At 60.0% G+C, this 14,896-nt stretch carries 12 protein-coding genes; 4 read left to right on the plus strand and 8 right to left on the minus strand.

The window, feature by feature from the left end; genetic code table 11:
* The first annotated feature begins 34 nt into the window (after window positions 1–34).
* Window positions 35–766 (plus strand): glycosyltransferase family 25 protein, encoded by a 732-nt coding sequence (locus tag ASD64_RS13370; RefSeq protein ID WP_056105721.1) that lies wholly within the window; start codon window positions 35–37, stop codon window positions 764–766.
* Here the strand turns inward: ASD64_RS13370 and ASD64_RS13375 are convergent.
* From ASD64_RS13375 to ASD64_RS13390, 4 genes are all read right to left on the minus strand, one after another.
* Window positions 755–1,561, minus strand: a complete 807-nt coding sequence (locus ASD64_RS13375; protein ID WP_056105723.1) for a glycosyltransferase family 2 protein — start codon at window positions 1,559–1,561, stop codon at window positions 755–757. The two genes, ASD64_RS13370 and ASD64_RS13375, sit on opposite strands and share 12 nt — an antisense overlap.
* Before the next feature lie 76 nt (window positions 1,562–1,637).
* Window positions 1,638–2,465: a glycosyltransferase family 2 protein gene (locus tag ASD64_RS13380; protein WP_056105725.1), complete on the minus strand. Its 828-nt coding sequence runs from the start codon at window positions 2,463–2,465 to the stop codon at window positions 1,638–1,640.
* A 2-nt stretch (window positions 2,466–2,467) separates the two neighbouring features.
* Window positions 2,468–3,205 carry an FkbM family methyltransferase gene (locus ASD64_RS13385; protein ID WP_056105727.1) on the minus strand — a complete coding sequence of 246 codons (738 nt, stop codon included), beginning with the start codon at window positions 3,203–3,205 and terminating at the stop codon, window positions 2,468–2,470.
* A gap of 110 nt (window positions 3,206–3,315) precedes the next feature.
* Window positions 3,316–3,786 carry an Lrp/AsnC family transcriptional regulator gene (locus ASD64_RS13390; protein WP_056105728.1) on the minus strand — a complete coding sequence of 157 codons (471 nt, stop codon included), beginning with the start codon at window positions 3,784–3,786 and terminating at the stop codon, window positions 3,316–3,318.
* A gap of 247 nt (window positions 3,787–4,033) precedes the next feature.
* Here ASD64_RS13390 and trxB point away from each other — a divergent pair, with 247 nt between their 5' ends.
* Together trxB and ASD64_RS13400 are read left to right on the plus strand one after the other, a co-directional pair.
* Window positions 4,034–5,008 (plus strand): thioredoxin-disulfide reductase, encoded by a 975-nt coding sequence (gene trxB / locus ASD64_RS13395; protein ID WP_056105982.1) that lies wholly within the window; start codon window positions 4,034–4,036, stop codon window positions 5,006–5,008.
* Between the two features lie 53 nt (window positions 5,009–5,061).
* The gene (locus ASD64_RS13400; RefSeq protein ID WP_056105730.1) at window positions 5,062–5,958 is read left to right on the plus strand and encodes a LysR family transcriptional regulator; all 897 of its coding nucleotides are present in this window, start codon (window positions 5,062–5,064) and stop codon (window positions 5,956–5,958) included.
* A gap of 839 nt (window positions 5,959–6,797) precedes the next feature.
* Here ASD64_RS13400 and ASD64_RS13405 read toward each other — a convergent pair.
* Complete coding sequence (locus tag ASD64_RS13405) at window positions 6,798–8,849, minus strand: elongation factor G (protein ID WP_056105732.1); 2,052 nt, start codon at window positions 8,847–8,849, stop codon at window positions 6,798–6,800.
* Between the two features lie 281 nt (window positions 8,850–9,130).
* Here ASD64_RS13405 and ASD64_RS13410 point away from each other — a divergent pair, with 281 nt between their 5' ends.
* On the plus strand, window positions 9,131–10,321 hold the full coding sequence (locus ASD64_RS13410; protein ID WP_056105734.1) for a phenylacetate--CoA ligase family protein: 1,191 nt from the start codon (window positions 9,131–9,133) through the stop codon (window positions 10,319–10,321).
* A gap of 33 nt (window positions 10,322–10,354) precedes the next feature.
* Here the strand turns inward: ASD64_RS13410 and ASD64_RS13415 are convergent, their stop codons facing one another.
* The 3 genes from ASD64_RS13415 to ASD64_RS13425 form a co-directional block, all read right to left on the minus strand.
* The gene (locus tag ASD64_RS13415; protein ID WP_056105736.1) at window positions 10,355–11,179 is read right to left on the minus strand and encodes a hypothetical protein; all 825 of its coding nucleotides are present in this window, start codon (window positions 11,177–11,179) and stop codon (window positions 10,355–10,357) included.
* A 186-nt stretch (window positions 11,180–11,365) separates the two neighbouring features.
* Entirely contained in the window at window positions 11,366–13,324 is a 1,959-nt protein-coding gene (locus tag ASD64_RS13420; protein ID WP_056105738.1) for a glycosyltransferase, read from the minus strand.
* Window positions 13,325–13,337: 13 nt separating this feature from the next.
* Window positions 13,338–14,747 (minus strand): HlyD family secretion protein, encoded by a 1,410-nt coding sequence (locus ASD64_RS13425; protein WP_082549984.1) that lies wholly within the window; start codon window positions 14,745–14,747, stop codon window positions 13,338–13,340.
* Window positions 14,748–14,896 lie beyond the last annotated feature (149 nt).

The raw sequence follows: 14,896 nt of genomic DNA on the forward strand, positions 1-14,896 counted from the left end.
TTCTGGGTCGCCAATAAAAGGCTATGGAATCCTCATGCAGATAGAGGCGTTCATCATCCATCTTGCCCGTGCCACGCAGCGGCGCACGCAGGTCGAGCGTCTTCGCGAGTCACTGCCGATGCCTTCCCATGTCGTCGATGCTGTCGACGGCCAGACGCTGGGCGATGACGAAATCGCGGCTGTTTACAGGCGCCACCTTCACCGCCCTCGCTACCCGTTCGAACTGCGCACCGGCGAGATCGGCTGCTTTCTCAGCCACCGAAAGGCCTGGCGCGAGATTGTCGAGCGCGGCCTCGATGCGGGATTGATCATCGAAGACGACGTGGAGGTGGATATTGCCACTGTACGACGCCTGATCGACGCCGCTTCCGGACGTTTCCACGCAGGCGACTATATTCGGTTTCCGCAAAAGTTGAACGAAACTGGCCGCGTCGTTGCCTCTGGCGACGGTGTATCGATCATAGAACCGAAACAGGTTGGACTCGGAATGGTGATGCAGCTTGTGGGCCGCGATGCCGCTGCAATGCTGCTTGAAATCACCGAACGGTTCGACCGCCCCGTCGATACGACGATTCAACTCAGGCCATCGCCACGGATGAGGATATTGTCGTCAACGCCCGTTTGCGTGCGCGAAATCAGCGCTGCGATGGGAGGTTCTACAATACAGAAGAAAGCGAAGCCGCTGACCGAAATCGTGTCGCGTGAAGTCAAGCGGGCCTGCTATCGGCTGAAACTCAAAGCCCGGTCACAAGCATCAGGATTGTGATTTGTCGCCGCGCGCCTTGGCGTGCATCTGGTAGAGCTTCGCTTCGGTCAGGAACGAGTAGATCGCGCCGGTCCCGGCATGAATGAATCCTGCCCACCCGCACAGGTAGAAGCGGCGGAATATAAAAATTCGGATGAAGTATATAAATGGGTTAAATATGAGCCGAAAAAGGCGGGGATTTTTCCCGCTGTTAAATAGTTGTGTGGATTTTAGGCCGGAATATTGGTTTAATTTCGAAATGTGCTCTTCTATGGATATGGGTCGAGCATGGAGGATCTTTCCTTTGTTGTTGGTGCCGATCTCGCCCTCCACATCAACTCCCTCATGTACCAATTGATTGAGCCTGTAGTGAACTCGTCCTTTGCGCACCAAACGTACCAAATGGCCAAGTCGTACTCGGTCGGGTGTGTAGCCATATCCTAGTAGAAAGAGACGGAAATCCAGTTCCCAAGCGGCAACCGTTTGATCAGTGGATATCAGTTCCGGTAGATTTAGCTTTAAGGCGTCGTCAAGACGCTCGTCACAGTCTAAGTTCAGGCACCAGGTTTCGGTGCATTGATCCAAGGCGAATTGCTTTTGCTTTGCGTACCCGGGCCAGTCGCGCTGGAATAGACGGATGGGGTATCCCTTGTCGCGATAGGTTTCGATGAGCTCGATGGTGCCATCGGTCGAGCCGGAATCCACGATGACGATTTCCCGGCACACATCCAGGCTCTCGATGCAGGGGCCGATCATCGAAACTTCGTTCTTGCAGATGATGAAAGCGGAGACTGGCGGTTTTTCGGTGCGCTGCATGAATTTTCCTAAGGTAGGTAAATACCCAAATCTTTACTTCATCTGTTAAACAATATGTGAATTTTTTGATTAAAATTTAAAAATCTTGGAATTCATTATTTCGTAGAGCCATTAGTCGGCCATTTAGTGCTTTGGCTTTACTATCAAGTCCTTGTTGTCTCGCAATTGCTTTTTTAAACATATTTCGTATGATGTGCCAGGAGCGGATGAATGTAACACTGTGCTTTCGACTGACGTAGATACGGGATTTCATCGTCTCGTATTCTCTAAAGGCGTTCATATCGTCGGAATTTCCCGACGAACCACGTCCTTTGTGATAAACGACTGCATTATGAATATAATGCATCTCGTGCCCGGATTTGATGATGCGTGCGCATAGATCGTCATCTTCATAATAAAGGAAAATATTCTCGTCAAAGCCGCCCAATTCAAAGAAGATATGTTTTCGGACGAGTAGTGCGGATCCTGAGGCTGTGATGATTTTTTCGTCACCGGTCGGCAACTGCGGGCGGATCAGGTAAGGACGCGGAAGCAGGATCGTGCGGCGGCGCAGGAATTGGCTTCCATCTTCATTCAAGATTCGGGGGTTAAAGGCGACCGAGCGAGGATGCCTGGCGAGCGCCTCCGTCATTGCCTCTAAGGCGCCCGATTCCAATTTCGCATCTGGGTTGAGGAACAGGATGTTTTCCGCCGTCGCGACTGCGGCGCCGCGATTACAGGCCGTGCCAAAGCCGAGGTTCCTCGGCATTTCCAGCACTGTTGCTCCCAATGCGCGGCAAACCTCCACGGAGTTGTCGACGCTGGCGTTGTCGGCGACGATCACTTCATTTCCGGGAGGAATGGAACGAATGGCGTCGCCTATCACTTCGGCGCTGTTATAGGTGACGAATACGATGGAGAACATGGCTAGCGCCTGACCAGCGCGAGAGTGTTTTCGTGTTGCTCCAGCGTTTTCATGCCAGCTTTCTCGACCAGTTCCATGAAACGAGCGACCGAGCGTCCCTGCTGTTCGAAGATGTGTGGATGGATTTCCACGACTGCGAGACGGCAGGAGGCAAATGCCTCGCCATCGTTTTCAAAGACATCGAACTCGGCACCTTCGATATCCATTATCAGGCTGAAACCCTCGGTGACGCCCATGGCCGAAACGATTTGCTGCAAGGTACGGGCGGCAATATTGACGTTGCCCGGCAGGATGTCCGAACCAAGGCGGCTGATGTGGACATTCTCGCTCTTGGCAAAGCTGACGCTCTCCGCTCCGTAGGCGATGGCGTAATTGTGCACTTGGACTGGAACGGAACGCGGCTGCGTTGCAACGTTTTCCGTGCAAATATCGATTATGTCCGGGTTAGCTTCGATCACCCAATAGGGTGTCTGAGGCGCTAGCTTTCTAGCAATATAGGCGCTGAGGATGCCGAGAGATCCTCCCATTTCTATCACGGGCAGGTGTGGATCGAGGTGGGCATCTACCAAGCGGCGCTCGGCTTCTTCATATTTGCCCTGCATGACCTGCCGTTTGAATGTGAACGGAATGTGATCAGGAATCGTGACCTTGATAGAATGATAGTCGAATTTCGGCCCGTGCCTGAGCCGGTACAGGCCCAACCGAAAATCACGCGACAGTTTCTTCAGTGTCTTGGCCATGGTCCGTTCTGTTGCAGCGAGTAGACTTGGGCAATATGCGTGCTTCGCCTCCCTCTAGGCCAGAACAAGACTGCGTGTCGAGAGCAGACTGAACCCCTCCAGCCGCTCGCCTAAATCTCCACCGGAACCTCGTCCTTGACCTTGCGGATGGTGAGTGCCGTGCGCACCGTGCCGACATTGGGCGTCGAGGTCAGTTCCTCGATGACGAAGGTCTGGAAGGTGCCGATGTCGCTGGTCACGCAATGCAGGAGGAAATCGGATTCGCCCGACACCATCCAGGCCTCGCGCACGATCGGCCAGCCGCGCGTGCGCTCGGCGAAGGCCTTCAGTTCGGCATCGGCCTGGTGGTGCAGCCCGATCAGGCAGAAGGCGACCACCTCCATGCCAAGCGAAGGCGCATCGAGAAGGGCGCGGAAACCGCGGATGATGCCCTTTTCCTCCAGCCGGCGGACACGCCGCAGACAAGGGGGCGCCGATATGCCGACGCGTTGCGACAACTCGACATTGGTCATGCGGCCATCGTTTTGAAGCTCGCGCAGTATCTTCCAGTCTATGGCGTCGAGATCGGCCTTGATCGGCATTCGGGAAAGTCCATTGCGCAAGAATCTGTCGTTCGTCGGTAATTAAACGACTTTTTGCCGCACGCCAGCCCTTTCAGGCGGAATTGCCCCAGTTTCCAACACTTCCAGCAGCCAATTGGTGCGACAAGCTTTCCGGGGACACTTGCCGCACCGCCTTGCTGGCAGGGCGGCCAGCACTTACATTGCGCATTCGAAGATCCAGCCATTTGCGGGCCGCGCGGCGGCTTGCTGTCCCGAAGGCCGCTCCATGACCGTCAAGCACGCTCCCGTCCTCATCATCGGCTCCGGCCCCGCCGGCTATACCGCTGCCATCTACGCGGCGCGCGCCATGCTGAAGCCGGTCCTGGTGGCGGGGCTGCAGCAAGGCGGGCAACTGACGATCACCACCGATGTGGAGAACTATCCCGGCTTCGCCGAGGCGATCCAGGGGCCATGGCTGATGGGCGAAATGCTCAAGCAGGCCGAGCATGTCGGCACCGAGGTCATCAACGACATCATCGTCGAGGTGGACATCAACCAGCGTCCGTTCATCGCCAAGGGCGATTCCGGTACGACCTACACGGCGGATGCGCTGATCATCGCCACCGGCGCGCAGGCCAAGTGGCTGGGCATTCCCAGCGAACAGGCCTTCATGGGCTTCGGCGTTTCGGCCTGCGCCACCTGCGACGGCTTCTTCTATCGCGGCAAGGACGTGGCGGTGGTCGGTGGCGGCAACTCGGCGGTCGAAGAGGCGCTTTATCTTTCCAACCTGGCCCGGAGCGTGACGGTGATCCACCGGCGCAGCGAATTCCGCGCCGAGCGCATCCTGCGCGAACGGCTTTTGGCGAAGGACAACATCAAGGTGATCTGGGACACGATGGTCGACGAGATCACCGGCCGGCCCGGCAAGGCGCCGTTGCCGCCTTCGGTCGAGGGGCTGAAGCTGAAGAACGTGGCCACCGGCCAGGACAGCCTGCTCAAGGTCGACGGCGTGTTCGTGGCGATCGGCCATGCGCCCTCGGTGGAGCTTTTCGCCGGGAAGTTGAAGCAGAAGCCGAACGGTTATTTGTGGACGGCACCGGATTCGACGCGCACAGATGTGCCTGGCGTGTTTGCCGCCGGTGACGTGACCGACGACATCTATCGCCAGGCGGTGACCGCAGCCGGCATGGGCTGCATGGCGGCGCTCGAGGCGGAAAAGTATCTGGCCGGGATAGAGGTGCATCGGGAAGCGGCGGAATAAGCCGCAGAAAAGCCCTATCTCTTCATCAAACGCCGTTCGGAACGAGGGGAATCATGGCGTTGGATTGGGATAAACTACGCGTGTTTCACGCAGCGGCGGAGGCTGGCTCCTTCACCCATGCCGCGGAGACCCTGCATCTTTCGCAATCGGCGATCTCCCGGCAAGTGAGCGCGCTCGAGCATGACGTCGGCGTGCCCTTGTTCAACCGGCACGCACGCGGTTTGGTGTTGACCGAGCAGGGCGAGATGCTGTTTCGCACGGCGCACGACGTGCTGATGAAACTGGAAACGATCAAGACGCGGCTGTCGGAGACCAAGGATCTTCCGAGCGGTGTCTTGAGAGTGACGACCACGGTGGGCCTTGGCACAGGGTGGCTGACCGAAATGGCCAAGGAATTTCTCGACCTCTATCCCGAGATCAACCTGCAACTGGTGCTGGCCAACGAGGAACTCGACCTGACCATGCGCCAGGCCGATTGCGCGGTCAGGTTGCGCCAGCCGCAACAGCCGGACCTGATCCAGCGCCGCCTGTTTACGGTGCACCTGCACGTGTTCGCCTCGCAATCCTATCTCGACAAGCACGGCGTGCCGAAGTCCGTCGCCGATCTCGACAATCACCGTATCGTGACGTTCGGCGAACCGGTGCCGTCCTATCTCAGCGGGCTCAATGCCCTGGAAACCGTTGGCCGCTCCGAAAACGACAAGCGCCCGTCCGTGCTGCAGATCAACGACCTGATGTCGATCCGGCGCGCGGTGAAACGGGGTGCGGGCATCGCCATGCTGCCCGAGTACATGGCCGGAAAGGATTCGGGCCTGGTGCCGGTGCTGGAGGAACTCGAAGGCCCATCCTTCGACACCTTCTTCGTCTATCCCGAGGCGATGAAGAACCAGGCCAAGCTGAAGGCTTTCCGCGACTTCATGTTCAACAAGGCGCGAAACTGGTCCTACTGACCGGCGCTCCGCCGCCATTGCGGCAGGCAACATGCTCAATAGAGCGGCCGAAGGCTGGGCGCATTGCCTGCGGGCGTCGCACTGGCGTGGAAACGGGCAGGCCGCCGCAGTATCGGCCCGGCTTTCTGGCCTTATTGCCGCAAAATCGGCATTGGACCACAGCCTGCGTCTTTTTGCATGTGTGAGTTGCAAAATAGATGCTTGTTTCGAAGGCAGGAGGGTCCCATATATTGTGCATCTCCTGAGCGCGTTCTCCTCCCATTAGCGCTCACGAGTGTTCCCCTCTGGAGGTTTAGCCCTAACAGGCACTTCCAATCAACTCAGCCGGATCTTCTTGGATCCGGCTTTTTTGTTGCCTTGAAAACCCCGCGCACGGACGCGACGCGGCGCTCGACGCCGGGGCAATGTGGAACTTTCCCGACGCGCTTTGGATTCGGCATCGCGATCCATCCCTTGCACATGATTCGGAACCGAATTGCGCGGGCGACCGTTGCGCAGGCTGCTGCACTCCGGCTGTCCGCGGATTGCCGCGCAGTCACGGCGTGTAACAGTCATGTAACCCCTGTAACGTGACGCGGGCGCCCAGTCTTGACTAAGCAGTAAGCAGGACGCGGCGCGTCGACTCGAGGGATGGGGGCATCGCTCGTTTCGCAGGCTCAGGTAGCCGCCGCGTCCAGCTTTTTCTGCCGGCAGCAGCCGGTCACTGGACTTGCCAACGATGCGGCGGGCCTGCCGTTACCTCCCCGGAGACGGTCCGCAACAAACGGCGCCCGGTTGAACCGGACGCCGTTTGTCGTTGAGGTGCGGCGAGCGCCCCGTGAGGGTTGCCGGTCACTGCTTCATGCGGCCTTGCCGCTGGCATTCATCGCATCATCCGCCAGCCGGCCAGTCAGTTCCGCCATGTGGCTGAAGCTGGCGCTATAGGTGGCGACACCCGCGGTTGCCGAGCGCAGTTCGATGATGAGGTCGCCGATCTCGGCCTGCGGCATGGTTGCTTCGACCACATCCCAACCCGGCCAGCCTTCGCGCGCGTCGTAACCCAGTATCTGGCCGCGCCGTTGCGGTATGAGCGCGATGATCTTTGCCGTCGCGTCCGAAGGCGTGAGGATCTCGACCTTCGTGACCGGTTCGAGCAGCACCGGCGAGCAAGACGCCATGCCCTCCTTCATCGCCAGCTTGGCCGCCATCTGGAAGGCCATGTCCGAGGAATCGACGGCGTGATAGGAGCCGTCGGAGAGGTTGACGGCGACATCCACCACTGGGAACCCCATCGGTCCTGACTTGAGATAGTCGCGAACACCCGTTTCCACCGACTGGATGTAGGTCTTGGGCACGACGCCGCCGGTGATGGTGTCGGTGAACTGGAAGCCGGTGCCGCGCGGCAGTGGCTTGATCTGCAGCACGACATCGCCGAACTGGCCGTGGCCACCCGACTGCTTCTTGTGGCGGCCGCGCTGTTCGACCGGCTTGCGGATCGTCTCGCGGTAGGGAACCGCTGGCGCGTGGCCTTCGACCGGAATCTGGTTCTTGCCCTCCAGGCGTTCGCGCACCACGCGCAGGTGCATCTCGCCGTGACCGGACAATATGGTTTCCGCCGAATCCTGATTGTGGCGAAGGCTGAGCGAGGGATCCTCCTCTGCCAGGCGCTGGATGGCTGCCGACATCTTCACGTCATCCTTGCGCTCCTTCGGGCGCAACGCGAAGGCATAGACGGGTTGGGGTGGCGAAAGTTCGATAAGGGGTGCCATGCCGCCCTTGGCGGAGGTGAGGGTCTGCCCGGTGCGCACGTCGTCCAGCTTGCCCAGCGCGACCGTGTCGCCGGCCGTTGCGGAGGCCAGCTTCGACTGGTCCTTGCCCAGCAGGCGGTATATGCCGGACACCTTGCCCATTTCCCCACCGGGAAGATAGAGTTCGGCGCCGTCCGCGACCTGGCCGGACAGGATGCGTGAAACGGAAAGCTTGCCACCGTGCGCGGTGTGAACGGTTTTCATGACCTGCACCACCGTGGCGTTGCCCTCCGGCGCGCCGAGCCGCTTGCGGGTCGCCTCGATATCCGGCGCATCGTGGCGGATGGCTTTCAACAGGCGCAGCACGCCGTTGCCCTTTTCGGCCGCTCCGATCAGTACAGGTGTCAGCGTGCCGGCTCGAAGATCGGCGGCGAGATCATCGAAGATAGCGTCCTTCGGCGGTTCGATCTCTTCCAGCAATTGCTCCATCAACTGGTCGTCCTGATCGGCCAGCGTTTCGAGCATGGAGAAACGAGCCTCGATCTCGCGCGCCTTGTCGTCGCCGGGAATCTCGGCGACTTCGCTTTCGGCGTATTCGCGGTAGATGTAGGCGCGCTCCAGCGCAAGGTCGATGGAGCCGATGACGACGCCATCCTTGCGCAGCGGGATCTGCCGCAAAAGCAGCGGCAGGGAACTGGCCGGCTGCAGCATCTTGAGCGTATCGCGCACGCCGGCAACCGACTTGTCGATCTTGTTGAGGAAGAGGATGCGCGGCACGCCGAGTTCGTCCAGCCGGCGCATGATGAGTTGCAGGGCAGGGATCTTCTTTTCGTCCGCCTCTGCAACCACCACCGCCACGTCGCAGGCAGCGAGCACCGGCTCGGCCTCGAAGGCGAATTCGATCGAGCCGGGGCAATCGATGAAGGTGAGCGTATCGCCCATGAATTCGGTGGTGGCGACGGTGGCCTCCACGCTCATGGCGTGCGCGCGCGCTTCGGGAGAATGATCGGAAACGGTGTTTCCGGATGAGACCGGGTTCTGGCGGGGAATGGTGCCCGTGCGGGCGAGTATGGCTTCGAGAAGTGTCGTCTTACCGCTTGAGAAGGGACCGACTATGGCGATGCATTTCGGTCCCGTGCGTCGTCCTCCGGCGCGACTACCCATGGCTGACCTCCGCTCAGGCATTTTTTTGGGAGCGGCGGCCGGCCTGAAGACCGTCGCGCGGCGGCAGGATTGGAAATCTGCCATCCATGTACATCGTCACATGGCTTTGGCATTTCGGCAAGTGTATGGGGTGACAGCACGAAAGGAATGTCGCCATCCCAAAGTCCGCCGCCGAACTCATCTATGACAGTCTGGCCGTTTCGGAACGATTGCCCCGAGGCCAACTGGAAGCTTATGTTCGGCGGCAGCTCTGTGCCATCACCAGGCACGCCTACAATACTGTGCCGTTCTATCGGGAGCGGCTTTCGGCCGCTTTTGCTGCGGGCTGCGATATCGAAAGTTCGGCGTGGGCGCAGTTCCCAGTGCTTACGCGCGCTGATCTGGTCGAACACTTCGAATCGTTGAAAAGCACTGCAGTACCGGCCGCGCATGGAGAGGTGAAAGCGTTTTCTACCTCAGGAACGTCAGGTGTCCCAGTCACGGTACTGAAAACCGCCCTTGCCGGCAGGATGGAACTGGCGATGATGGGGCGGTTCTACCGCTGGGTCGGCGTCGACCCGACCTGCAGGCTGGTGATGGTCCGCGCCGCGGCCCATCCCAAGCTCAGCTACATGGCCCAGGAAGAAGAGCCCTGGGTTCCTGGCTGGATGGCGCCGGAAACAAATTTCGGCACCTACTCGCGGCTTGCCTACCCGATGAGACTGTCCGACCAGCTTGATTATGTCAGGCATCAAGGGTCGGTCTATCTCAACACGCAGCCGAGCAACGCCATGGGTCTCATAGCCGTGGCAGAGCAGGATTCCGTATCGGGCATCGACTTAAAGGGGATCATCACGCTTGGTGAATATGTAAGCGCACAGATGCGCCGCGACGCCGAACGGGTGTTCGGCTGCCCGGTATTCGATACTTACAGCGCCAATGATGTGTGCACCATCGCCTCGCAGTGCGCCTGCGGATCACTCCACGTCAATGCCGAGTGTGTGCGGGTAGACATACTGCGGCCCGATGGCTCGCCTTGCGACGATGGCGAGGAGGGGCGCGTCGTCTTGACCACGCTGATCAATGCGGCGATGCCACTGATCCGATATGATATCGGCGACATCGGCTACATTGGTGGTCCGTGCCCGTGCGGGCTGACGCTGCCGAGGCTGGTACTTACGGTGGGGCGGCAGCGGCGTTTGTTCAGGTTTTCGGACGGCACTGAGATCGCGCCGATCTTCAGTCTGGAAAAATTTGCTTCCGGCTTTCCGGTCGTGCAGTGGCAGCTCGCACAAGTCGGCCCAGAAGCGCTCGAACTGCGCTTCTCGAGCCGAGCCGGCGATGGCGAACTCGATTTCGAAGGGGTAACCAAGGGGGTGCGGGAGTATTTCCAGCGCCCGGTCAGCGTTGCCTATAGGCGTTATACGCACATGCAGGTCGGCCCGGGTGGCAAGATCGACCAGTTCGTGAGGGAAGACGAAGCCGGCGTGTAAGGCAACCGGCTCCTTCTTGAACCCTGATCGAGGTCAGTACGCGCACTCGCTGGTGCAGGGTGGCGCTGCGTTATCCGGGGCGGTGAAGGCCGCGCCGAAGAAATCGAGAAGGCGGGCTTGGGGGTCGTCCTCGCGATGACGAGCCTTAAGCGACTTGCCGCTTTCGCCGAAATAGATGCGCAGCCCAACCTTATAGGCTTGGGTGTCTTCACCAAAGCCGGCATCCGCAAACAGAGAGACATTGTTGCTGGCGAACGGCAGCATGGCTTCTCCGCCGACCTTGGCGAATGTCTCGTCGAACTGGTGCCCGACACCGGCATGGATACGGATATTGTCGGTTGCGTAGAATGCAGCGACGAGATCGCCGTTGAAGAATGTATCGTTACCGGCATTGGTATCGACGAAATCGGCGCCGACGAACGCTTCAACGCTGATCCGGTCGAAATAAGCCTCGCCTTCGGCGCCAAGCCGCCAGACATCGGCATTTTGTCCGCCGCCGGAAGTACGCACGTAGTGGCCGTAGACGCCGAGCAGGCCCTGGTCGGGGTTGCGCCAGAAGCCATGGGCGCCAACACCGGCCGCGGTGATGCTGGGATCGGTATCGAAGCGCCCCACGCCTGCATCGATCTGCACGCCGAACTGCTGGGCTACCGGCAACGCAATCGAACCAATGCCGTGGAGAGCATCCAGGTCATCTGAAGTACCGGAAACATCAGTGCGGCTATAGCCGATCTCCAGCTTGCCGTTGATGCCGGAAACGGCAGGCTTCCCTTCAAATTTTTCCTGGAAGTCGGCAGCCTGTGCCGAAAACCCGAGGGTGAAAAAAACCGCAGTCGTAGTCAGTAAATGAACTCGCATATCCCTCATCCAAAAAGTACTCAAATCAGCACGCGGACCATGACGAGACTCGGGTCAGACTGGAAGCGACCATTGCCGAATTCACTGTTGCCGTCGCGGAATGCGGGTCTGCTGTGGCGAAGTAGACACATTAGAGGGCGCTTGAGCTGCCTGGAAGCGGCTGCGGGTGTCGTTTGACGCCGCCCGCTATTTCATCAAACGACCGATGACCTTGCGGGCGACGGCCCCCGGTTTGACGTTGACGATATGAGCCTTGTAGTCGCCGGAATAGACCCGGCGCATCATGGCGGTGCGGTTGACGAGGTTTTCGTCGAGCGAAACGGCGAAGTCGGATTCCGAGCGCCGCACGATGTTGCCTTCGAAATGAGCATGGCCAAGTTGCACCGACACCCGCGTGCCGACAGGCGCGCGAACGTTGCCGAGCAGGCGCATGCCGCCCACCGAGACATCCGCCGTGACAAAGATGTGGTGTTCGTTGTCAAAGGACACGATCACGGTTTCCTTGCCTTGAAGGCGTTCATGGCGGCGCAGGCGCGGCTTTTCGATGCAAACCGCGATTGCGGAAATGAGGATGACCATGTTGTACCAGGACCAGTACAGCGCCACCATGCTGGAATCCTGGAGCGGGCCGCTACCGCCGAACGAGAGCAGTACGCCGAGAACGGTCAGGCCGAGCAGGAAGCTGAACAGACTCATCATGCGCCACTGGATGACCGTTTTCGAGCGGTCGCCGCCTTTGGCGGTAACCTTGAATTTCTGGCCTTTGGGCTTGAACAGGCCGATGGCGACGGCCGTCAGGATTTCGCGAGCCGCCAGCAACTGGGAGATGTCGGTCATGACCGGCAGGACTCGCTGTCCGGACAGCCACGCCATCACCGCGATCTGGGCGAGATAGTAGGGCAGGAAATTGGCAATGCCGTCCGCCGTGCCGACATTGACGGCGTTGATGCCGAGCAGAAGATAGAAGATCGGGACGAGAACGCCCGCCACGCGAAACAGGTAGGCCATGCTCCAGTAAAGCAGGCTTTCGACAAGGCTGACGCGGTCGATGAACTGAAGACCGTTGCCAAGGTTGAAAGGGCCGTCCTTGCCGCGGATGATCTGGATGAAGCCAAGGCACCAGCGGGACCGCTGGGTGATGTATTCCTGCAGGCCTTCCGGCGCCAGGCCGAGTGAAAGGCGCTCGTTGAGATAGACAGTGCGAAAGCCGTTGCGCTTCAGGCGAAGGGTAAGCAAATAGTCTTCCGTCACGGATTCGGTCGGGAAGCCGCCGGCAGTTTGCAACGCCTCCATGCGTATGACCGAGGAGGTGCCGCAACAGAAGGCCGTGCCCCATGCATCCTTGGCCGGCATCAGCACATCGAAGAAATAGCGCTGTTCGTCCGGCCATGCGTCCGAAGCCTGCAAATTGGCCTGGATCGGGTCGGGATTGATGAAGTGCTGCGGCGTCTGGACGATGCCGACATCCGGCTCCCTGAACAGGGTCAGCGCGCGCGACAGAAACATCGGCGTCGGCACGAAATCGGCATCGAGAACGGAAATGAAGTCGGGCGGCTCGTCCAGTGCCGAGACGTGCCTAAGCGCGTGGTTGATGTTGCCGGCCTTGGCGTGGGCGTTGTCGGGACGGGTCAGATAGTTGCAGCCCAGTTCGTCGGCCAGTTCGGCGAGCCATGGCCGCCGGCCGTCATCCAGCACCCAGACACGAAAATGGGCATATGTCATGCCGGTGGCGCCGACGATGGTGCGCTCGAGGATTTCGCGTTCCTCGTTGTAGGTGCAGATGAAGACGTCGACCAAGGGCATCTGTGGCTGGGAGAAAAGCCAAGGTGTATTGTTCTCGACCTCGCTCGTGCGTTCGCCGGTTCGGGTGAGGGTGATGTAGGAAATCACCGAGCCCGAAACCGCACCCAGTTCGATCAGAAAGAACAGCCAGCCGAAGGCAAAGTCGACGGGATCTGAAAAGGACGGGATGGTGATGGTGACGCGCCAATAAAGGTACCTGGCGGTGAGGGCCAACACCAGCATGATCGGCAGTATCCGCAGCCGGCTATGGCGATCGATCCACGGCATCGCTGCCAACAAGAGCCCGGCAATGATGAAGCCGGGCACCGCACCTTCCGACAGAACCGACAGGATCGGGTTCATGGTTGGGTCGCTCTCAGGAAGCTGCTTCGCCGAATACCACCCGGCCGGTGCGGCCAACCGGGCAGGAGCCTTCCTGTTGCATGCCTTCGACCGCAACCAAAGCGCGATAGGCTTCCTTGGTCAGCGCCGAGGGGAGGATGGCGAAGTTGGAGGCAGCAGAAGAGACGCCGCTCAGTTGCACGACCTTGCCTGGCAGAGCGTGCGTCCCGTCGCGGAAGGTGAAGTTTGCCGGCATGCCCACCGAAAGGGTGTTGTAGACGGCTTCGGTAACAGCGGCGGTAACCAGAAGTTTCGAGCAGTCCAGCACGCTGACCAAGGGCTGGCCGGCGACGACCTGTTCGCCGGGGGCGGTGAACAGTTCCCAGACCTGGCCGGCGGTGGGCGCCGTAAGCGTTGCGTTGCTGGCCAGTTCGAATTGAGACTGTTCCCGATCGAGCCCTTGCTGCAGCCGCGTCACCCGGGCATCCAGCCTCGCCTTGTCGGCCTCAAGCGTCGCCATCGTCTCGGCTATGTCGTCGAGGCGCTGGGCCGACCGGGGCTCGTCGTCATAGCCGTCGCCGAAAAAGCGGCTTTGCGCCAGCGCTTCGGCTTCGACGGCAAACGCAGCCTTTCGAGCCTTCGCTTGATTCAGGGCAGCCGTGGCGACATCGAGATCGCGCCTGGCGTTTTCTTGCGAGGTTCTCGCACCGGCGCCGGAAGCCGCCAAAGACGATTGGCGCTGGAATTCGGCCTCGGCGCGGGACAGCACCGCCTCCGCTCCGGACAACTCGGCATCGACTTCAGCGATCTTGGCCGCGACGCGGTTCTTGCGGTCGGTGCGATAGGTTTCCACGCGCTTGGAGATGCCGGTGCGCAGCTCGGCAAGACGCTCGATGCGCGAAGCGAGCGCATCCTGCTCTTCGCGGGCTGCGCCCAGTTCTTCGGAGGCGCGCTCGATGGCGTTGTGATCGGCGCGGGCATTGACCACGGTCGCCAACTGCCAACCGGCGGGGATGGTACTGCCGACACGAAGGCCTTCCAGGCCTTCCGCGACGACGCCACCGATGGGCGCGCGTATGGTCACGATCTGGGCGTTGACCACGGCTTCGACGCTGGACACCTGGAAGAGGCGCTGCATCGGCATCCACCCCACCGTAAGCAGGATCGCCAGGCCGGCGATCGTCTTGAGGCCGCGAGACCACATCGGCGACAGCGGCTGGCTAAAGCGCGATGGCGTTGGCGGCGGGGAGAGAGTCTTCTCGTGCTCCTCGTTGCCAAACTCCTTGGCCAGCATGGTCTGCAAAGCGCCAGCATCCGTCAGTGCGGAGGCCGAAGCCGGCTGATTGTAGGTAAAACGGCCGGCCGGCAACGGCTGCGTGTCCTTTCCCTGGTCAGGCTGGACATTGGTCATTTTCCTGGGCTGAGCCCTGGCTTTGGACGTCATTTCGAGCCTCCCGCAGTCAGCGGGCCCCTGTTGAGCCGAACTTGTATTGGTTCTCGATGTCGGCTTTGTCTGCCGTCATTGTTGCAAGCAGGGATTTCGAGACGTTAAACTTCTATGCAATTTTTACGCGATGGCTAATGTATCGTGAA

This window comes from Mesorhizobium sp. Root157 (assembly GCF_001427385.1).
In the GTDB taxonomy this organism is placed as follows: Bacteria; Pseudomonadota; Alphaproteobacteria; order Rhizobiales; family Rhizobiaceae; genus Mesorhizobium.

Coding starts and splice junctions, on each gene's coding strand:
- ASD64_RS13370 (WP_056105721.1), top strand. CDS start 35: ATGCAGATAGAGGCGTTCATCATCCATCTTGCCCGTGCCACGCAGCGG.
- ASD64_RS13375 (WP_056105723.1), bottom strand. CDS start 1,561: ATGCAGCGCACCGAAAAACCGCCAGTCTCCGCTTTCATCATCTGCAAG.
- ASD64_RS13380 (WP_056105725.1), bottom strand. CDS start 2,465: ATGTTCTCCATCGTATTCGTCACCTATAACAGCGCCGAAGTGATAGGC.
- ASD64_RS13385 (WP_056105727.1), bottom strand. CDS start 3,205: ATGGCCAAGACACTGAAGAAACTGTCGCGTGATTTTCGGTTGGGCCTG.
- ASD64_RS13390 (WP_056105728.1), bottom strand. CDS start 3,786: ATGCCGATCAAGGCCGATCTCGACGCCATAGACTGGAAGATACTGCGC.
- trxB (WP_056105982.1), top strand. CDS start 4,034: ATGACCGTCAAGCACGCTCCCGTCCTCATCATCGGCTCCGGCCCCGCC.
- ASD64_RS13400 (WP_056105730.1), top strand. CDS start 5,062: ATGGCGTTGGATTGGGATAAACTACGCGTGTTTCACGCAGCGGCGGAG.
- ASD64_RS13405 (WP_056105732.1), bottom strand. CDS start 8,849: ATGGGTAGTCGCGCCGGAGGACGACGCACGGGACCGAAATGCATCGCC.
- ASD64_RS13415 (WP_056105736.1), bottom strand. CDS start 11,179: ATGCGAGTTCATTTACTGACTACGACTGCGGTTTTTTTCACCCTCGGG.
- ASD64_RS13420 (WP_056105738.1), bottom strand. CDS start 13,324: ATGAACCCGATCCTGTCGGTTCTGTCGGAAGGTGCGGTGCCCGGCTTC.
- ASD64_RS13425 (WP_082549984.1), bottom strand. CDS start 14,747: ATGACGTCCAAAGCCAGGGCTCAGCCCAGGAAAATGACCAATGTCCAG.